Origin of the sequence: Desulfonema magnum (assembly GCF_017377395.1) — a bacterium.
Taxonomy (GTDB): Bacteria; Desulfobacterota; Desulfobacteria; order Desulfobacterales; family 4be13; genus Desulfonema_C; species Desulfonema_C magnum.
In genome coordinates, this window is record NZ_CP061800.1 from 6,441,137 (window position 1) to 6,461,368 (window position 20,232).

General features: G+C 42.8%; 19 protein-coding genes and 1 riboswitch. Of the genes, 10 read left to right on the top strand and 9 right to left on the bottom strand.

Going from position 1 to position 20,232, the window contains the following annotated elements; translation table 11 throughout:
* Positions 1-157: 157 nt before the first annotated feature.
* A complete protein-coding gene (locus tag dnm_RS24595; protein ID WP_207679534.1) occupies positions 158-313 on the top strand; it encodes a hypothetical protein in 156 nt (51 codons plus the stop codon).
* A gap of 139 nt (positions 314-452) precedes the next feature.
* Here dnm_RS24595 and dnm_RS24600 read toward each other — a convergent pair whose 3' ends face one another.
* From dnm_RS24600 to dnm_RS24615, 4 genes are all read right to left on the bottom strand, one after another.
* Positions 453-740, bottom strand: a complete 288-nt coding sequence (locus tag dnm_RS24600; RefSeq protein WP_207679535.1) for a CHASE2 domain-containing protein — start codon at positions 738-740, stop codon at positions 453-455.
* A 377-nt stretch (positions 741-1,117) separates the two neighbouring features.
* Positions 1,118-1,627 (bottom strand): phosphatidylglycerophosphatase A family protein, encoded by a 510-nt coding sequence (locus tag dnm_RS24605; RefSeq protein ID WP_207679536.1) that lies wholly within the window; start codon positions 1,625-1,627, stop codon positions 1,118-1,120.
* Between the two features lie 383 nt (positions 1,628-2,010).
* Entirely contained in the window at positions 2,011-2,742 is a 732-nt protein-coding gene (locus tag dnm_RS24610) for a substrate-binding periplasmic protein (protein ID WP_207679537.1), read from the bottom strand.
* Positions 2,743-3,059: 317 nt separating this feature from the next.
* Complete coding sequence (locus dnm_RS24615; protein WP_207679538.1) at positions 3,060-4,088, bottom strand: DHH family phosphoesterase; 1,029 nt, start codon at positions 4,086-4,088, stop codon at positions 3,060-3,062.
* Positions 4,089-4,597: 509 nt separating this feature from the next.
* Between dnm_RS24615 and dnm_RS24620 the strand changes: the two genes are divergently transcribed.
* From dnm_RS24620 to dnm_RS24650, 7 genes are all read left to right on the top strand, one after another.
* Positions 4,598-4,891, top strand: a complete 294-nt coding sequence (locus tag dnm_RS24620) for an AtpZ/AtpI family protein (RefSeq protein ID WP_246556081.1) — start codon at positions 4,598-4,600, stop codon at positions 4,889-4,891.
* Positions 4,878-5,261, top strand: a complete 384-nt coding sequence (locus dnm_RS24625; protein ID WP_207679539.1) for an ATP synthase subunit I — start codon at positions 4,878-4,880, stop codon at positions 5,259-5,261. Before dnm_RS24620 ends, dnm_RS24625 begins: the two co-directional genes overlap by 14 nt.
* A gap of 99 nt (positions 5,262-5,360) precedes the next feature.
* On the top strand, positions 5,361-6,035 hold the full coding sequence (atpB, locus tag dnm_RS24630) for a F0F1 ATP synthase subunit A (RefSeq protein WP_207679540.1): 675 nt from the start codon (positions 5,361-5,363) through the stop codon (positions 6,033-6,035).
* A gap of 3 nt (positions 6,036-6,038) precedes the next feature.
* Positions 6,039-6,770, top strand: coding sequence for an ATP synthase F0 subunit C (atpE, locus tag dnm_RS24635; protein WP_207679541.1), 732 nt, complete (start codon positions 6,039-6,041; stop codon positions 6,768-6,770).
* 61 nt (positions 6,771-6,831) lie between these two features.
* Complete coding sequence (atpE, locus tag dnm_RS24640; RefSeq protein ID WP_207679542.1) at positions 6,832-7,080, top strand: ATP synthase F0 subunit C; 249 nt, start codon at positions 6,832-6,834, stop codon at positions 7,078-7,080.
* Positions 7,081-7,176: 96 nt separating this feature from the next.
* Positions 7,177-7,632 (top strand): F0F1 ATP synthase subunit B family protein, encoded by a 456-nt coding sequence (locus tag dnm_RS24645; RefSeq protein ID WP_207679543.1) that lies wholly within the window; start codon positions 7,177-7,179, stop codon positions 7,630-7,632.
* Positions 7,629-8,213 carry a F0F1 ATP synthase subunit B gene (locus dnm_RS24650; protein ID WP_207679544.1) on the top strand — a complete coding sequence of 195 codons (585 nt, stop codon included), beginning with the start codon at positions 7,629-7,631 and terminating at the stop codon, positions 8,211-8,213. The genes dnm_RS24645 and dnm_RS24650 overlap by 4 nt, the downstream gene beginning before the upstream one ends.
* Positions 8,214-8,327: 114 nt before the next feature.
* Here dnm_RS24650 and dnm_RS24655 read toward each other — a convergent pair whose 3' ends face one another.
* Both dnm_RS24655 and dnm_RS24660 read right to left on the bottom strand, forming a co-directional pair.
* Positions 8,328-8,600 (bottom strand): hypothetical protein, encoded by a 273-nt coding sequence (locus dnm_RS24655; RefSeq protein ID WP_207679545.1) that lies wholly within the window; start codon positions 8,598-8,600, stop codon positions 8,328-8,330.
* 771 nt (positions 8,601-9,371) lie between these two features.
* Positions 9,372-9,857 carry a cyclic nucleotide-binding domain-containing protein gene (locus dnm_RS24660; protein ID WP_207679546.1) on the bottom strand — a complete coding sequence of 162 codons (486 nt, stop codon included), beginning with the start codon at positions 9,855-9,857 and terminating at the stop codon, positions 9,372-9,374.
* A 458-nt stretch (positions 9,858-10,315) separates the two neighbouring features.
* Positions 10,316-10,384: riboswitch (cyclic di-GMP riboswitch) on the bottom strand.
* A 267-nt stretch (positions 10,385-10,651) separates the two neighbouring features.
* Here dnm_RS24660 and polA point away from each other — a divergent pair.
* Positions 10,652-13,318 carry a DNA polymerase I gene (gene polA, locus dnm_RS24665; protein ID WP_207679547.1) on the top strand — a complete coding sequence of 889 codons (2,667 nt, stop codon included), beginning with the start codon at positions 10,652-10,654 and terminating at the stop codon, positions 13,316-13,318.
* Between the two features lie 236 nt (positions 13,319-13,554).
* Positions 13,555-14,250 carry a retropepsin-like aspartic protease family protein gene (locus dnm_RS24670; protein ID WP_207679548.1) on the top strand — a complete coding sequence of 232 codons (696 nt, stop codon included), beginning with the start codon at positions 13,555-13,557 and terminating at the stop codon, positions 14,248-14,250.
* An 89-nt stretch (positions 14,251-14,339) separates the two neighbouring features.
* On the opposite strand, the gene dnm_RS24675 is transcribed toward dnm_RS24670, so the two are convergent.
* The 3 genes from dnm_RS24675 to dnm_RS24685 form a co-directional block, all read right to left on the bottom strand.
* A complete protein-coding gene (locus tag dnm_RS24675; RefSeq protein ID WP_207679549.1) occupies positions 14,340-15,338 on the bottom strand; it encodes a response regulator in 999 nt (332 codons plus the stop codon).
* A gap of 31 nt (positions 15,339-15,369) precedes the next feature.
* Positions 15,370-18,750, bottom strand: coding sequence for a hybrid sensor histidine kinase/response regulator (locus dnm_RS24680; protein WP_207679550.1), 3,381 nt, complete (start codon positions 18,748-18,750; stop codon positions 15,370-15,372).
* A 470-nt stretch (positions 18,751-19,220) separates the two neighbouring features.
* Positions 19,221-20,228: a LamG domain-containing protein gene (locus dnm_RS24685; RefSeq protein WP_207679551.1), complete on the bottom strand. Its 1,008-nt coding sequence runs from the start codon at positions 20,226-20,228 to the stop codon at positions 19,221-19,223.
* Positions 20,229-20,232: the final 4 nt, after the last annotated feature.

Consider the following 20,232-nt stretch of genomic DNA (forward strand, 5'->3'; position numbering starts at 1 on the left):
CTGCGCTGTAATCTGTTTTAAAATAAGAGATCACAATATCTCCTTTATATAAGTACCGAATTTTAAACCGCTTTTTATCGCAATCCGCTTTTTTGTTTACATTTTCTGACAGTTGTCATACAAATCCTTCAAATTTAAAAATTCGGGAGGTCAGGTTATGAGATTTCATAAATTCAGAGACGCCGTACTGAATAAAATCAGTATGAAATTCAGATTGCGGATTGTCTGTCTGTGGTATCTGATATCACTCATGGCTGAAACCCGGAAACATTCTCTGACTTTCGCATCCGAACTGTCGGGGACGGAAGAGTGATGAAAATGTTTCCAAGACTCTGAAAAAGCTGATCCCATTTTTGTTCCCCGCATTTTTTAACTGGCTGATTTTTAAGTCATAAAAAAAATACGGAATAAAAATGGGATCGCAATTGTCAGCCCGGTTTGTGACATTTTCATCACCCCAGCCCTGAGCCATGTCTGGCTATAATTTGGCGCAATGTCATCAAATAATTCCCGGGGCAGCAGATAACCCGTGCGCGGCTGTCTGTCAGCCCTTTTATCACCTCAGCGAAATAATGATGCCATAGGATCATGGGTATCCTGAAAGCCTTATCCTCAAAGGTTCGGTCATCAATTTCCACCATGGCAATCGGAGCGTTGAGGCGGGTCTCCGGTATTTTTGCTCTGATATAAAACAGGGCATCATAGGCTTTGAGGTTTAAAGGGGCAAACAGGTTTCCCAAATCCGTCAGCAAAATTTGTGTAAAATTTTTTAATACTTAATGATTAAGTTTTTTTCCGGCCGTCTGAATTTACTGATAATGAACGGAGTCAGGGGCGGCCGGGAAAGCCCCTCGCATCATATTTGTAGCAAATCATGTTGCGAGTATGCCGCCCTTACGGGGCTTGGCGGGGAGGCTGCAAACCTGCTCCCACAAATATGCTGCCCCCACGGGGTCTGGTCGGCCCTCCCCTAAATCTGTTATAATCAGAAAACTTGATCATCGAGTAATAAAAAGATAAACCCTGTCCGCAATTTGCAGACAGGGTTCATTGATTTTATTTGTTGTATTGATACAGGTTCAGAGAACCGGAGACAGAAAAACCTGATCGTTGAATATCAGGAATCACTTATCAGCCAGCTCGGTCCCAGCCAATAGATCAGATACATCACCAGCACGGCATATCCTGCGCTGACCAGATCATCCAGAAGGATGCCCCAGGCTCCGTGCATATTCTGATCAATCTGCCTGGCAGGGGGGATCAGTTTAAAAATATCAAAAACTCTGAATAAAAGAAATCCCCACAGGACAACTTTCCAGAGCTGTCCGTATCGGAAAAGTATCGGTATCAGCAAATAACCCGCGACCTCATCCAAAACAAAATATTTGGGGTCCTTGCATCCCCAGTAATCTTCGGCCCATGGCGTTAATACATGGTTTGCCGAACACACCAGTATAAATACAAACACAAGCGCGGCCCACTGTATTTTAACCGGAAGAAAAAACACAATTAAAACATGAAATAAAACCCCCGCGGATGCGCCGAAAGTTCCCGGAAAAAACGGAGACAGGCCAAGCCCCAGGGCTGACCCGATGGCAATGTAAACAAAATTTTTTATTTTCATCATATCAGGAATATTGTAAGATAAGTAGTGAAAAACTTATGGACAGGTATTTCTCAATTCATAGTTCCGAGTTCAGGCGGTGCGACACCGCCTGAACGCGGAACTACAGACTGGGAGATTCATTCTTGGAAGTCGCCTTAGTTCCTCTTTTTTTTTCTGATACTCGATGATCAAATTTTCTGAGCCGATTTTGACAGAAGCCTGTCATTCCGTCCGACAACCCGACAAAACTCGCCCAAGTCTGAACTCACGCCGAAACCCTTGAAAACAGGAATCCGTTTTGTTCACACCTGCTGACAAAAAGATACCGGATTCCTGATTTCACAGGAATGACATTAAAAAATTCGATCATCGAATTTTAGGGTATTGCTTTGAGGGAGAATCAGCTAACGATATTTTTTCATAATCTTCTGAAGCATTCCGTCTTCGCGCATCTGGCGAAGCATTTTGCCGAATTTATCTGCCAGTTCTCTGCCTTTTTTACCCATGGTTTTGGAGAAAGGCGTATATGATGGTTTTTCATTGATAACATACGCCACTTCAAATTTGTCTTTCAGCCCATATCGTTCTGATGCAATAAAAAGAAAAACAGCCTCCTTGGCCACGGCCGCATTCACACGCCCCATGTCCAGTATCCTCACCAATTCCTCTTCTTCTCTGCATAAGGTTTTCTTCAATCCCTGATGGTTATCAAATTCGGGTCCGTATGAATATTTGTCAATAACCCCCACCCGCAACCCTTTCAGATCATCAAGGTTTACGACCTTCATCTGATCGGATTTCCGAACAAATACGACATTTCGCTGAAGCCGTGTGGGTTCGGGCGGATAATACAGAAAAGATTCCCGTTCCCTGACGTAAGATGAGGACAGAAGACCCGAAGCCTTTCCGGTCTTAACCTTTTCCAGACATCTTTTCCACGGCATCAGTCTGATCTCCAACTCAATACCAAGGTGTTCAAAAATATAGCGGGCCACCTCGACATTGTAACCTTTGATTTTTCCATCTTGTTTGTAGTGATGAGGGGGATAATCTTCAATGGCAGCCAGCATAACCTTTTCAGCCAGAACATCTGTCGGCAACAACAAAAAAATAAAGATTATAAAAATTTTTTTCATCTTGCTACACCTCCTTATGTTTTTGGTTAGGACATTATAAGAAACAATTTGAAAAATTGTCTTACATCCGAAGAAACAATTTGAAAAATTGTTTTACATCCGAACAGCCCATCATAATCAGTGCAGTCGGGCATTAGTTTTTGTTTTTGCATAGAAAATTATAAAATTGAAAGTTAAAGTCAGGAATTGAAAATCGCAAACTTCCCAAGTTTCGAGTTTCAAGTTTCAAGTTTCAAGTTTCAAGTTTTCCCCAGTCTGTTCCAAAGATAAAAAATACCTTAATTTATAAAAATAAAACCAAAGTGTCAACAAGCCATTCACAATTTCAACCCCAAAATTTCTTTCTTAAAATTTATATTTGGCTCCTGTTGTTTTTTCTCAACCCGTTCAATAATCCATTTTAACAATTTTTTATCATTCCTGTAATCCACAATATCCTTTAATTTTGTAATCGGAATTTCAGCCCGGGCCATGCTTTTATGTCCGCCTGCGGACCCCATATGACCAAAGCCTGATTTCGCTGTTTTTCCGGCATGTTTGCGGAGTCCGTCATTTCTGAATATAAGGATCAGCTTGTTATCGTATAAGCCGGAAACAATGCTCCATTTTACAGAAGATATCCTCATAAAAAAATCAGCGAGAAGCACACAGACATCCGGGTTGGAAACCGTGCCAATATGCACAAACGCTTTTGCTCTGCGCATACGCATGTTCTCAAATGCAACCTGAAAATATTTCAGAAAATCAAGCCGCAGATCCGCCTGTTCCATTTTCCGTGCAAGATGAATATTCGCATATCGGAAAAGAAACTGAAACGCGCTGATATCCTCAGACAGAGCCTGTCTTTCAAAATTTTTTGTATCTGTTTTGATGGCATGAAACAGGGCTGTTGCCAGCTTGGCAGACGGTTTGATTTTTGCGGCTCTGAGGTACTCCGTCATAATTGTGGCCGTGGCACCGTACTCAGGGCGAATATCTGAAAAAGGTGATTCAACCCTGGTTATCGGATGATGATCTATGACAACATCAAACTGAAACCTTGCAAAATTTTCATGGTGATCCGGCTGGGAATCAACAATGACAATACGGTCAAACGCGTGTTCATCTATCTCATCTATATAAATAAGGTTTACCCCCAGAAGGCGGGTCATGGCAATATTGTCAGGACGCTTGATAACATTGATATTGGATATGGCAACAGAAGACACTTTGCGCCATAACAGCCTTTTTATGGCCATGGCGCTGGCAATGGCGTCCGGATCCGCATTAATTAAAATGAGAACCCGATCATTGCCTGAAAACAGACTGTAAAAACGACGTAGTTTTTCAGATGTGGAAAGTTTCATAGTAATAAATCCCGAGTGTCTGATATGGAATGATCTGAGTTATAACTGAGCCTGAACATGCAGGCTGATTTTATCCCTCCGCTGTCCCTTCCTGGTCAGACAGATAATCCTTCTTTGTGTTTTAGTTATACTTAAATTATTTCATAATTTTAAGTTTCATTTAAATAAAAACTGTAACCTTCTTTTTTAATGTGGTATTTCTGATTTAACATCAAATGGATATTCTTTAGCACACATAATTTTTTATAACAAAAATACGGGAGTGATCCCAAATCAGATATGACCTATGTAATATCTTGAATCAATTTGATAAATATCATATTGTATCTGATTTTGGAAGAACGCTTTGATACAAATTACAAATATTTTTTCAGCACTTGCAACTATAATATGTGACAGATAAATATATCTTCTTGACAGGGTGGGTTATTATTTGTTATCTACCCCCATAATTTATATGGAGATTGTTATAAAGTTATTTTATTTTACTATTTTAGCGGGTAACTGTATTGAAACAGCGTTCCAGGTCACAAAAAAAATTTTTCAATTATAAAAAAAACAGCGCCTGGACTGAAAACCTGACCATTGTCATGCAGCTCGGTCTTACAATGGCCGGGTGTATCCTTTTTTGCTTTTTTGTCGGGTGGTACATTGACAAATGGGTGGGAACAAAAGGGATCTTCGTAACAATCTTTATTATTCTGGGGATTATCGGCGGTGGGAATGTGGTTTACCGTCAAATTTTCGAAATAATGGAAGATAAGGAGGAAGAGAAAAGGGATTTGGGAAATGGAGGCAGTTAGACAGACAGAAAAAAAATATTGTTCCAGAGCAATGACAGTGTCAATTTTTGTGGCATTTTTTTTTATTCTGGCCGGTCAGAAACCTATGGGTAAGGGATTGATACTGGGGATGCTTTTCAGTGTGGTGAATTTTGTTCTGATGGGTGAAACGCTTCCCATGAGAGTTGGCAAACCGAAAAATAAAACTTTTTTTCTGTCCCTGGGCTCAATATTTGCAAGATACTGTTTAATTGCCATACCGCTTATCCTGGCGATTAAAATGGAAAAATTTGATATTTTTGCCGTTATTGTCGGAATCTTCTCTGTTCAACTGATGATCTTTTCAGATCACTTTTTCAATTTTGTATTAACCCGCAGGAAAAAAAATTAGAACTGGCAGGCGAAAGCCCTTGCTGAAAACAACTGATACCAAGTTTTTTTGTAAAAAAACTTGGTAGGTTACGAAAAAAAATGTTAGGGTAGGTATGTTATGGATGAGCTAGGTAAGGTACACCAATTAATTATTCCCTTGCTGGGACACGACATGACATTCAACTTGGATGTCATTCTGATGACATGGGTCGTCATTGCAGTGCTGATTGTCTTTGGCTTTTTTGCCAGCAGAAAGAAAAGTCTGTTGCCAGGCCCCTTACAGGTACTGGGGGAATTATTTGTGTCCCAGCTGTACGATCTGACCGAGGACGCAATGGATAAGGAAAGAGCGGAAAAATACGGGCCTATGATATGCGCCTTGTTCATGTTCCTGCTTCTTTCCAACTGGATCGGCATGTTTCCCCATCTTCATGAGCCGACAAAGGACCTGAACACGCCGCTGAGTCTGGGGATTATGGGATTTGTCATTGCCCATTACGCGGGCATAAAGACAAAGGGGTTCAAAAAATATGCAAAAGAATATTGCGAGCCGGTTTTTTTCATGATGCCGCTGAACGTGATCGGCGAGCTGGCAAAGATCGTTTCTATTTCCTTTCGTTTGTTCGGAAACATCATGGGGGGTTCGATAATTATTCTTGTTGTCTCCTATCTGACATACAGCGTTATTTTTCCACCTTTTCTCAATGCGTTTTTCGGACTTTTCGTGGGGGCCATTCAGGCATTTGTTTTTACAATGCTTACAGTTGTTTATATCTCAGTGCAGGTGAAATAAACGATGGATTTTGACATTCAAACTTGGGTAAGTGTGGCTGCCTTTATGGGCGGCGGTCTTTCTATGGGACTTGGCGCCATGGGTGCCGCAATCGGCGAGGGATATACGGCCGCCAAAGCCAATGCGGTCATGTTGAGAAACCCGGAAATGGGCGGGGATATTTTTAAAACCATGCTGGTGGGTCAGGCCATAGCGGAATCTGCTTCGATTTTTGCTCTGGTTGTCGCCATTATACTGCTGTTTACACATTTTGAGTCAGGCTCTCTTCTGACAATATCGGCCTTACTCGGGGCAGGTTTGTCAATGGGGTTCAGTGCGATTGGCTCAGGTGTCGGCTCAGGATTCCCTTCGGCCGAAGCCTGCGAAGGCATCGCACGGCAGCCTGAGACGATAAGAAATGTGACAAATGTCATGCTGATCGGCCAGGCTGTTACTCAGACACCCGCCACACTCGGACTTCTCATCAGTTGTATTCTTATATTCAAAGAATTTCCTGCAACAGACTCTGTTGTATCTGCCGCGGCATTGCTCGGATCCGGCCTGTGCATGGGACTCGGGGCCATTGGTCCTGGGATCGGCGAAGGGCTTGCGTCCAGCGGCGGCGTAAAATGGGTCGCGAGAAACCAGACATACACAGCCAATATCACCCGACTGATGCTGATCGGTATGGCTGTGGCTGAATCAACTGCCATATATTCACTGGTTGTTGCTTTATTGTTGATTTTTGTGGTTTGACAAAGGAAGTTCATACTACTGAGCTTTATTAAAATTTCCAATTAGTTTAGGAGGATAGAAAATGGCAATCGAAGGTACGGATATTATCCAGGCAGCGGCTTTTCTGGGTGCTGGTATCTCTATGGGACTTGGCGCAATCGGCCCCGGTGTCGGCGAGGGCATGGCCGCGGCAAAAGCATGTGAGGCAATCGGAAGAAATCCCAAAGAAGCAGGTCTGCTGACTCGGACAATGCTTGTCGGACAGGCTGTTTCAGAATCAACAGGAATCTATTCGCTTGTTATTGCGTTATTGCTTTTATTTGTTGTTTGATTCTTGGAAATTAGAAATTGGAAATGAGAAACTCGAATTTCCAATTTCCAATTTCTAATTTCTGATTTCTAATTTCTAAGTTATGGAAGGCAGGCAATGCAAATTATCAGCAACATCGCTCTTATCAGCATAAACGAAACCCTGATTATTGAGCTGATCTCTTTTCTGATCTTTATGTTCATTATGACTCGCATCATGTTTCGTCCTTTACGAAATGTAATGCAGGAACGAGACGGCTATATCAGCAAAATAGAATCGGAAATCGATGATGCGGAAAAAGAGCTTGATAACGTTACCGATCAACTGAAAAAAACGGAAATAGCAGTAAGACAGGAAGCTTTCGGCCTCAAAGAAGAATTGGAAGAATCAGGAAGCCGCCAGGCAAAAGAGATATTCGATGCCGCAAGCAAAGAAATTGCGACATTAAAAGAGAAAACTCAGAAGGATGTTGACACTCAGATATCCCAGGCAAGAAAGCATTTCAAAGCGGAATCTGAGGCCCTGTCCGTTTATATCATGGAGAAGATTCTGGAACGGAGGCTGGTTTCATGAAAAAATTCAATAAAACAGGCATACTGTTTTTCTATACGGTGGTGATATGCCTCCACATTTTGGGAACCGAAGCCTTGGCCGCCGAAGAAGCAGGTAGTAGTTGGCGGGGGACCTATGATCTTATCATGCTGTGGCTCAATTTCGGGATCCTGGCTTTTGTATGCGTCAAATTCGGCAAAAAACCCCTCATGGACTTCCTGCATGGCAGAAAAAAGGAAGTGGCTGATGAAATCAGTCAGGTCGAAAAAGAGAAGGAACAGCTTGTTAATAAAATAAAAGAGACCTACAAAGTGCTGGATGAGAGCGAAGTCCAATTTTCAGAGCTGAAACAAAAGATTGTTAGTCAGGGTGAAAAGAAAAGGCAGAATATTATAGAAGATGCCCAGCGCCAGAGTCAGATTATGCTGGAAACATCAAAACAAAAAATAGGCAGCCAGATATTACAGGCAAAAAGTAAGTTCAGGTCAGAAATGATAGACGAGGCTGTTGCTTTGGCAACAGAAAGGCTGCCAAAAGAAATGAGTGACGAAGACGATCAGAAATTTGTGGAAGAATATATCACCAGTGCTTTCATGAAATAACACTTTTATTTTATTGAAATTGAAAATGATGACAAACAAAAACCCGGCTGAATCAGAAGCCGGGTTTTTTTATTTTTGAACAGATACACTCGGGTTCCCTTTCTTTCGTGAGAATTAATGAATGGAAATTCGTGATTCAAAGACAGACCCCCACAAACACAACATGCCTCCCAGTTCTTCTGATGTCAGTTCCTGTTTTTCAGCCCGGACAAATTTCCGACATCCCTCACAGCCAAAAACGGTATTGGCCTGAGCCGCTTTATTCAGGCAGATATCGTAATTCCGGCAAAGATAATTTCTCATGGGAAGTTCAGCCATTTCGGAGAGTTCATTGGAAATAACCACATTGTCTGCTTCTTTTTTTGAAGTATATTGTCTTTTTCTCATAATATCCCCTTTTTTTTACACACTGAAAAATTTATTTTTGATCATTCTGAAATGCTTTCCCCTTTTTGTTAACTTAATTTATAAAACAAAGGAATAATATCGTCAATAAGGGAAAGCCGTATTCAGGGGGTGGGAATTTTCTACTTCAGGGTAAGCCTTTTTTGTATGGGTTATGACTTGGTGAATATCACCTGAAAGGGTGTGTTAAGCTGTTGCTTTTATTGGCTAATGCTTTGCAGAACAGAGTTTGCAATCCATAGAGACATCAAACTAAGAAATGAACCTTCTGATTTTATATGAAAGTGTCAGGTGTTAAGTGTTAGGTGTTAGGTGTTAGGTGTTAGGTGTTAGGTGTTAAGTATTAGGAAAAACTATAAAACTTTCATGGTTCGTTGTGACCGGCAGGTCATGTCCGTTTATATGAAAAAGGTGTTAGGTGTTAAGTGTCAGGTGTTAGGAAAAATTACAAATTTTCAATGGATCGAAAAGTTTCCGGGACAAAAGGAGTGCAAAAATGAAGCGAACGCGGAATTTTTGCAAAAATTTCGCCTTCGCTTCATTTTTGCACTCCTCACAGTTGTTTTAAAACAGTATGTTACAAATTCTTTTCGATCTACTGATTTTTCATCATTCGTTGTGACCGGCAGGTCATGTCCGTTTATATGAAAGTGTTATAGGTGTCAGGTGTTAGGTGTTAGGAAATGACGGCGATCAAACCGTTGAATGCGCTTTGCCCGCCCTGCATGGATCAGATGGCTGGTTTTTGAGGGGTCAGTCTTTGATAAGCGATTGTATATCAGGATGATTTTTTATTGCTTTCAGAAATTGCATGGTCCGGTGATCAAGCCGTGATTTCACCAGTCTGAGGAGCCGTTGCGTAAAGATATATCCCATGGCGGGATCCTCGTCTAAAAGTTTCATGATTTTTTTACCTCTCACCGAAAAAATTTCGCAGGGTTCGGCACAAACTGCATCAGAAGTATAAAGGGGTTCATCAGCGAATACGGCTGACCAGCCAAAGGCATACCCCGGCTTTATTGATCCTACTGAAATAGCGATTTTATCAGACACTCTTTTTTCGAGAACTATTTTTCCCCTTCTCAGCATGTAAAATCTGTCTGCGTCTTCCTTTTCCCGGAACACCGTCTCTCCTTCGTCAAAGGTCAGCAGGTCTGTAATCGGAATCAGTTTCTCCACCATATCATCTTTAAGATAACTTAACATGACAATTTTTTTTAAATCTTCTTTGAATAGCATATATAACCCCCCAATTTTTATTAAGTCTATGCCTCCCATAATCAGCAGATCAAAAAGGTTCGCAGTTCCGCGTTCAGGTGGTTCTTTTATATAAGCGGAAGTGTCTGTTTTTGGAACCGGTTCCGTGCAAAAGGAAACTTTTTACTGATGCTGACAAATTTTGCTGACAGGCAGGCCCGGATGACAGCGGTCCGTATCGCCGACAGTCCGGCAGAATCAGATGGCAGTGTTTGTCCGCCGAGAAATCCGAAAATTTTCTGATTTTTCAAATAAATTCAGATGATTTTTCCCCAAAATTCCATTGATCAGAACGCTTGCTGATTACTGACGTAGCACAGATTTCAGAAAATGTCCAGCTTTAGAACATCTCCATGATTGTTTTCACCATCACCTTTCATTCGTGACTTGGCGAGTCGGCACAGCCTTTCAATGCAGAACACCCGGATTACCTTAATTTCCACGGCAACCCGGCCGTCTTTTTGTTAAGAGCTGTGGCTTTCCGTCCGACAGGTTTGGCTTTGTCTTGTGATCTTGAATTATCAAGGACAGTCGTGGCAAATTCAAAAAATTCGAGGTTTATGAAATCACTGTCTGGCAATTTAAAAAAATCCCTTTTCAATTGCAATAAAATAGGTTAGATTCAGCAGATGGAAAAAAGCTTCAGTGATCTTGTTCCCACGCAAAGCGTGGGAACGAGAAAAAGGAATGAGGTCGTGTGTGAATTTTCCATCTGCTGAGATTCATTCAGATGATATGCTTTAACACATAAATTAAAAACTCGGAATATAACTCCCATGAAAAAAATATTATATCTCATTGACGGAACAGCCTATATTCACCGGGCCTACCACGCCATCCGGGGGCTTACAAATTCAAGCGGACTTCCCACAAATGCGGTTCTCGGTTTCACCAAGATGCTTGTAAGGCTCATGGAAGATAAAAAGCCTGAATATATTGCCATGTTTTTTGACGCAAAAGGCAAGACGTTTCGCCATGATATTTATAACGATTACAAAGCCAACCGCCCTGCCATGCCGGAAGACATGGCCGTTCAGATCCCGTATATCAGGGAAATCGCCCAGGGCTTTAACATGCCGGTGATTGAAATGCCAGGATACGAAGCAGACGATCTTATCGGCACCGTCGCAGACATGGCGGAAAAAGCCGGGTTTTCCGTGGTCATGGTCACAGGTGACAAGGATTTCCTTCAACTCGTAACAGATGCGGCGATTATCTGGGACCCCCTGAAGGAAAAAATCAACGACATAAATACCATCCGGGAAACATTTGGCGTGGACCCGCAGCAGATGACTGATGTCATGGGGCTTTCCGGAGACACATCCGATAATATTCCCGGTGTTCCCGGGATTGGTCAGAAGACCGCACTTTCTCTGATTCAGAAGTTTGGGAGCATGGAAAAACTCTATGAACGAATCAGTGAAATTACAAAGAAAAAACAGCATGAGAATCTTGTGAAATACAAAGACCAGGCATTTCTCAGCCGAAAACTTGTGAAGATAGACAAAGCAGTTCCGCTGGCATTCGAACCGGAGAAGTTTAAGCGAAAAGACCCGGATGCGGCCAGACTGTCTGATTTGTTTAAGACATTAGAATTCAGCCAGTTTCTGAAAATCTTTCCGCAACCCTCTGATCTTTCCCAAAAGCGCTACAAGGGGATTTATGATATGGAGGCGCTGTCCGAACTCATCGCACAGCTTGAGGCCTCGGAAGTGTTCGCACTTGACACGGAAACCACCTCGCAATATCCTATGAAAGCAAAATTGGTGGGCTTGTCATTCTCTCTGAAACCAAATGAGGCCTTTTATATTCCCTGCGCTCATGATTACTTAGGTGTTCCTCTTCAACTGAGGCTTTCAGATGTTTTGGAACATCTGAGACCGCTGCTTGAAAATCCCAATATCGGAAAAATTGGGCAGAACATCAAATATGACTGGATGGTGCTTGCCCGCCACGGAATACATCTCCGCGGGGTTGTGTCTGACACCATGATCGCATCCTATCTTCTGAATCCTTCAAAACGGGCACATAATCTGGATCGGATCGCGCTGGATTTTCTGGATCACAAAAAAATCTCGTATGAGGAAGTTGTCGGGAAAAAAACATTTCCGTTCAGTCAGGTTCCTGTGGAAAAAGCGGTTCCATATGCGTGCGAAGATGCGGATATCACCCTTATGGCGCATCATGTTCTCAGACCTCAGTTGGAAACACTGGGTCTCACATCGCTTCTGGAAAAAGTGGAGATGCCTCTTGTTCCTGTTCTCATGAAAATGGAAATGCAGGGTATCTGTGTTGACAGACAACGGCTCCGTGATCTTTCAAAATCCTTTGAACACCAGTTGGAGAAGCTTGAGGATAAAATATATGCCATTGCCGGAGAAAAGTTCAACATCAAGTCCTCCCAGCAACTGGGACATATTCTTTTTGAAAAGCTGAAACTGCCGGTACAGAAAAAGACCAAAAAAAAGACCGGCTATTCCACAGATGTTGACGTTCTGACAACGCTCGCGGAAAACCATGAACTCCCCGCGTTCATATTAAGACACCGCACTTTGGCAAAACTGAAATCCACTTATACAGATGCCCTGGTCAAGCTTGTCAATCCGGAGACCGGGCGTATCCACACCTCGTACAATCAGACGGTCACTGCAACGGGCCGCCTGAGCAGTTCTGATCCGAACCTTCAGAATATTCCCATCCGTGATGAGGAGGGGAGGGCCATACGCAGCGCATTTGTTCCCCGGGAGGGATGGTCACTTCTTGCCGCAGATTATTCTCAGATTGAACTCCGCATTCTGGCCCATTGTTCAGATGATAAGATACTTTTACAATCTTTTAATGAGAATGAGGATATTCACACCCGCACTGCCACCGAGGTGTTTCAAATTTCTCATGACGCTGTCACTCCTGAACTCAGGCGACAGGCCAAAGCCATAAATTTTGGCATCATTTATGGCATGGGCGCATACAGCCTTTCCAAGGAACTCGGTATCACCCGGAAAATGGCGAAAACCTATATTGAGAACTATTTTTCAAAATACAAAGGGGTGAAACAATTTACAGATCAGACCATCGAAGATGCCAAGAAAACCAGACAGACAAGCACGCTTTTAGGCAGAATCCGCCTCCTGCCGGATATTAACAGCGCGAACAGAAATATACGCGGGTTTGCCGAGCGGATCGCAATTAATACGCCAATTCAGGGAACGGCCGCGGATCTCATAAAAGTTGCCATGATTAATGTCAATGCCGCATTTGAAGAAAAAAAACTCAAATCCGCAATGCTTCTCTCCGTACATGACGAACTTGTGTTTGAAGTACCGCCCGATGAACTCGACATGGTAAAAAAACTGGTGAGAGACATCATGGAAGGGGTCTGGGAACTGAATGTGCCACTCAAAGTGAATATGGAATGCGGGGAAAACTGGGCAGAGGCGCATTAGGAATTGATAATTGATAATTGATAATTGGTAATTGGTAATTGGTAATTGGTAATTGGTAATTGGTAATTGGTAATTGGTAATTGGTAATTGGTAATTGGTAATTGGTAATTGATAATTGGTAATTGGTAATTGATAATTGATAATTGATAATTGATAATGTGGTGCAATCAGTAAAGGTTTCGGACGGGGTTGCAAACCCCGTCCGGCAAAGGACGCTGAAATCGGAGAGAAAAAATATGTGGAAACGATTCTGGGCAATTCTGGGCTTACTCATCATGGGAGGAATGGTATTAAACCGGTATGTGCCGGAACCTGTGACTTTAAAAGATGATATGCCAACGATTTCGCATGCATTTGTATTGCTGCTTTTACTCAGCTATTTAGGGGCCAGATCATGGGCGTATTTCAGCGGTTCGGAAATGCGGCGAATCATCAAATATGCGGTGATATGGCTCGGCATTTTTTTAGCGGTCGCGGTTGCCCACAGCTATCGCTTTGAACTGGCTCAGGTAAAAAACAAAGTTCTCGCAAATTTGTTTCCGGGAACAAGTTTGGAGAAGAGCCCGGGCACCCTGAGTTTTCAAATCTCGCCGAACGGACATTTTTATATCAGAGCCTTTGTTAATGGCATCCCCGTCCGATTCCTCGCAGACACCGGTGCAAGCGACATTGTGATCACCCGAAAAGCAGCCAGACGACTGGGGTTCAATACAGATGAGCTTACTTTTGACCGCATTTATCAGACAGCAAACGGCATGGGGCGGGGAGCGTCTGTCCGGCTGAGAGATATGAAAGTCGGCGAACTCCGGCTTACAAACATCAGGGCATCCGTCAACGAAGCACCGATGAACACCTCTCTTTTAGGGATGCGTTTTTTTAATCGTCTCAAGGGGTACAAAGTGAATAGCGGAGTGCTGACGTTGTATTATTAACGCCATGAAAACAGTCTCAAACCAGCTATTCACAGTGCGCTTGAACGCACTTTGGCTATCGGCCGGGAGATTGATCTCCCGGGTTTTATTTAATCTTTGAATTTTTCGTAAATCTGAATAAATTTTTTCTCACAGGACAAAAAAGCATCCACCACCACTGGATCAAAATGTGTCCCGCTGTCCCCTGTTATTATGGATTTGCTCTTATCGTGGGAAAAAGCGTCTTTATATACCCTTTTGCTGACAAGTGCGTCATACACATCTGCAAGAGCCACGATGCGTGCGGAAAGCGGAATATTTTCTCCGCTGAGACCGTCAGGATATCCTTTTCCATCAAATCGTTCATGATGTGACCGGGCAATTTCAGCACTCATCCGCAGATATTCTGCTTTGGGATATTTATTCAGAGCATCATTCAGGGTCTCAAATCCGATAATCGTATGGCTTTTCATGGCCTCAAATTCTTCATCAGTCAGACGCCCCGGTTTAAGCAGGATATGGTCACGTATGCCCACTTTGCCAATATCATGCAAAGGACTGGTCAGGAAAATATTTTCTATAAATAAATTGTCAATCTTATGAGAGCCATTATCTGATAGGGCTAAGGCTTCTGCCACAGTCTTTGAATAAAAACGCACCCGTTCCAGATGATTTCCTGTCTCGGAATCACGGGACTCGGCAAGTTTGGCTAAGGAAAAGATGACGATATCTCTTGTCTCAAATCCTAATATTCTTTGTCCTGATCTGATCCTTACGGCCAGTTCCTCCTTTACAAAAGGTTTTGAAATAAAATCATCTGCCCCCGCGTCCATGCCGGTCACCATGTCATTTACTTCCTGTTTTGCTGTCACCATGATCAGATAGGTGTAGCGGCTTCCCTCAGACTCTCTTATTTTCCTGCACAAATCCGGCCCGTCCATTCCCGGCATCATCCAATCTGTAATAACCATCCGGGTTCTCTCGTTTTTCCAGATTTCCCATGCCTCTGTTCCGTGTTTGGCGACAAGGATTTCATGCCCCAGACTCCTGAGCAGTTTTTCCATCTTTTTTCGGCTTACCAGTTCGTCTTCTGCTATCAAGATTTTCATAGAAATCACATCCTTTGTCTGTTATCAGGTATCAGATTGTATGATACTTATTTTCTTTTATATAAGCCTCTAAACGATAAAATTTTTTTTCAAGTCTTTCAAGAATATCAACGGCTTGTCCCAATTCGCCTGATTTTCCGATGTGTTCAAGATCAGAAGCGGTTTTGGAAAGGCTGTCCGCAGTCAGGTTTGCGGATCCTCCTTTTATGGAATGTGCTTCCCTGCTGACCAGTTCGGCATCTCCGAGAGATATGGCCTGGCGTATGGTTTCAATTTGCCCCCTGATATTCCTCACAAATCCGTCCAAAACCTCTGCCAAAAATTCCGTATCCCCCTCAAATTCCGCCAAAGCCTTTTCAAAATTCATTGGTGACGCGTCTTCAGATTCAGGAGACAATACACACGGAACAGGGACTAATTTCACATCCCGTATTCCGCATTCCTCATCTGGCTGAATCCATTTTTGCACCATGTCAAGAAGCGCTTTCCGTTTTAAAGGCTTGGCAATATAATCGTCCATTCCCGCGTCCATGCACATCGCTTTGCATCCCTTTATCGCGTGGGCTGTCATGGCGATAATGGGAATCCGGCCCGGGTTATAAACATGAGCAGCTTCTCTTTTATCCTGCATCTCAAATTCCAAATCCCGAATGCGTCTTACCGCCTCATAGCCGTCCACCAGCGGCATCTGCACATCCATCAGGATAAGGTCATAATGCTGTCGCTTATAGGCTTCGACCGCCTCCCTGCCGTTCTTTGCCAGATCAACACTGTACCCTGCCTTACTCAGATTCTTTATGGCGATCTGCTGATTGGTGGGGTAGTCCTCGGCCAGAAGGATCCGGCCTTTTTTAATAGCATCCCTGGCAGAAATATCATCTGATGAACCATTATCATTGAAACTCATGCCCGGGCCCCTCTCTTCATCTGAATCCATATCCGGGCCAAAACCTGAAACAGACTTCATTGTCTTGTACAGTTCATTCCATCTGACTGGTCTGGCGAGACATCCCTCAATTCCCATTTTATCACAACACTTACGGTTTTCTTTTTTATTTCCGGCGGATGTGAGTATTATAACCGGGACATTTGCGAGTTCAGGTAAGGTTCTGATCTTCCTGGCCAGATCAAAACCGTTCATATCAGGCAGTCGCAGACCAGTAAAAATCAGGTCAAAAGGCTCTCCGGATGAAACAGATGCTTCTGAAACTGCCAAAGCTTCTTTCCCATCAGAGACTTCCGCAGGTTTGCAGCCCCAGTATTGAAAATATTCCCTGAGAATAAAACGGCTGGTCCGGGCATTATCCGCTATCAGTACCTTTAAGTCATACAAATCAGGGTCATGCCCTGCCGAGGGAGTTCCTGCCACATTGTTCAGCCCTGTTTGTTTGGTAAAAACAATGGTAAACCAGAAGAGGCTGCCCTTTCCCTCCTCGCTTTCCATACCAATTTCTCCTCCCATGAATTCTGCCAATTGTCTGGATATGGTGGTTCCCAACCCGATGCCTCCGTATTTTCGGGTTGTTGAACTGTCTGACTGGGTGAAACTGTTAAAAATCAGCGGTTGTTTGTTTTTTGGTATTCCGATCCCTGTGTCTTTTATGGAAAAGCGGATTCTGATCTTATCGTCAGAATCTTCAGCTAGTTCCGTTCTTATGGAAACTTCACCTTTTTGTGTAAATTTTAAGGCGTTGCCCGCAAGTTTTCTCAGTATTTGCTCCACCCGTTCCGGGTCGCCGATTAACCGGGACGGAATATCAGGAGAAAAAAAGGAAAAGAACTCCAGTTCTTTTTGTTCTGCTTCCATGGCAAACCTGTCAGCCAAATTTTCAACCAGGTCTCTCAGATCAAAAGGGACATCCTCAAGTTCAAGCATCCCGGCCTCTGTTCTGGAAAAATCGAAAATATCATTGACAAGACCGAGCAGGGATTCAGCTTCTGTGATAATTGTATGGAAGATATGTTTCTGATTGTCAGACAGATTGTTGTCCAAACCCAGCTCTGACATGCCGATGATTCCGTTCAGCGGTGTTTTTATTTCATGGCTTATGGTTGCAACAAATTCGCTCTTTGCAATTGAAACCATTTCCGCTTTTGTTGCGATTTCATTGGCTCTGGCAATGGCAAATTCGAGGTTTTTATTCACTTCCATCAGTTCCTGATTAACGGTCTCAGCCGCTTTTTTTGCGGTTTGCAGTCTTTCCTCAACTGTTTCTTTCTGGTGAATTTCTTCCAAAAGCCGGCTGATGGCTTTTCTGAGTTCCAGCGTGTGTTCCTCGACCAGTTCTTCCAGATGGTTCCTGTGCTTTTGTAACTCCTCTTCCTGGGAGGCTGCCACCTTAATCTTGTCTTCAAGGCTTGTCTGAAACGTTACAAGCTGCTGATTGTTCTTTTCAAGGGTGTCCAGCATCTCATTGAATGTCTTTCCCAACTGAATCATCTCATCTTCTTTGTCACCGGGAAAATCAAAACGTGCGTCCGTGTTTCCTGTTTTAATTTCCTGTGTCACGACAAACAGCGCGTTTGCGGGCCGGATGATTTTACGCATTATCAGAAAAAGGACAGCCATAAGAACCATGATACTCAGACTCATGGAAATCAGAAAAAACTGAAACATAAGATGCCAGCCGTCTTTCGCGGCCCTGAATTCATCTGTTAAAAGCGATTCGGTATTTTGAGAAATATCTGAAAAAAGGTCTGTGATCCGCGTACTGATATCATGAAATTGTTCGTCCGTATTTCGGATGGTTTTTTCAAGCGAAAAGTCCTGCTTAACTAACTCTTTGTAAGTGTTCATACATTCTTTCATACGGGTATCTGTCATATTTGTCCGGAAGAACTCGTGATCCAGGTCCCCCATGATTTTTTTGACGGACTGATATTCTGAGGCTCCGGGAGTATCCAGGTAACTTGTATGGAAATGGGTCAGATCAAAAAGAAGTTTTAAAAGATTTGTCTTATTACTTTTGAGAATGATGGAAATCATCGTCTGATAGTTTGAAATGATAAAGATATGTTTCAGCCGTTGCTCTGAATGAAGCTTCATAAGATGATTAAACGTTTTTTCATAATTCGTTAAACGCTCCGAAACTTCCTGAATTTTTTTTTCAATTCCATACGATTTTTTACTCAGAGTCTCCAGACGGCCTTTGATTTCCTTCCTAAGTGTCCTGATCTGTTTGTCTGTTTCCGGCTGACTCTGGGAAATATTCACCCTGTCCTGAAAATACATTTCAGAAAACAAATCCCGGACTGAACGGATTTCTTTTTCGATAAAAGCAACTTTCTGTCCCTGTATGATGAACTGAGATTGCTGATGAAGAAAAAAAGCAAACTGGACATATCCGAGGCCAAACAGGATCATCAGGATTCCTGCGATGGTATAGAATTTCCGGCTGAGAGTTCGGAACATGACTAAATCCTTACGATTAGGAATAATATTAAAAAATAAGTTTTACAATCAGCAGATTGAAAAGTTTCCGGACTGAGCGCCGGACAGCAGAGAAACCCGAGTTTTTTTCCCGGACGGGATGCCTCCCTCGCCGGAAAAAACCGGGTTTCTTCCCCGCCTGTCGTGTCCGCGCTGTGAGAGCCTGAAAACTTTTCGATCTGCTGACAATGCTTGTAATAAAAACAGCCGCATAATTTTTCTATAAATATAAGATTTGATGTGTAAACTCAAGAACAAATATTTTCCCTTTATGAACAGACAGGCTGTTTTAATTGATTTGCATCATATAAAATATATAAATATTAAAAAGTTAAATGTTATAACCTTTTTCGCAGTGACTCTGAAAAATGATTTTCGCTTGTAATTAGAAAAAAAGAATTCATTCATGGAGGCTGGTTATCAGGCGGGGAAAGCATTTCATCAAATCTATTTTATCCTCCCAAGTTATACAGGAACTCAATCTCTTCGGGCGACAGCGCACGGTTGTAAATACGCAGGTCATCAATCCTGCCCTGAAAAATATAGGTGTCACTTGCTGTTCGGTCACCACCGATGTTCAGGTGTCCGTTGCCAGATTTCGGATTGACACTCCAAGTATCAGACTTTTCCCGGATGCCGTCAATATAGCTGGTTTGCGTGGTACCGCTGCGGACAATAGCCACATGATGCCAATCTCCCTTGACATGGTCAAGCGTGATGCCAGTATCCCATTCGTTGTCCCCGCTATGCATGACAATCAGTTTTTTGGGGGCATCGTCGTTAAACTGCAAGTTCCAATGATTTTCTTTCCCGTCAGGACTCACTTTGGTGTAAATTCCTGCCCAGTTATTTTGAGACGGATGAGCCCTGATCCAAACCGAGGAGGTGTAATCACCTGAAAGCTGAAGCTTATCATCGTTGTCAGGAGTTTGGATCAGGTCGTCAGTACCGTCAAAATCCAGACATCTGTCCAGTTTGCCTGGCAGAGAATCGCCGTCAAAAGAAAATTCGTTCTGAAGGGTTCCGTCATTGCCGTAGGGAGATGAATCCGCAGCAGTTGTCCCGCTGGTCTCATCAAGTTTCCAATGACCAATCAGGCCATTCTTAATAAGATCAGAAAGATATGAATTATCAAAAATTCTTCTTCTGGCTTCAAACGATGAGCCTTCATTTACAATACCGACCGACTCGATTGTATTGCCGGTTCTGGTGATATGAAATGTACCGCCATTATCTGACAATGTATAAGTTTTCTTATCACCATCTTCCATGCCTCTGAGTTTGGCATATCTGATACCTGATTCGGCGAGATACAAGGCTTTTTGGGAATTGTTAAAATTTAACTCATTATATGATGATGTTTTATTCATGGACAGAATGGCCGCGCCTGCTGCTGTCACCAGCAGCATGGCGGCAACTAGGGCGAATAATATTGATCCCTTGTGATTTGAATTCTGCATAAAT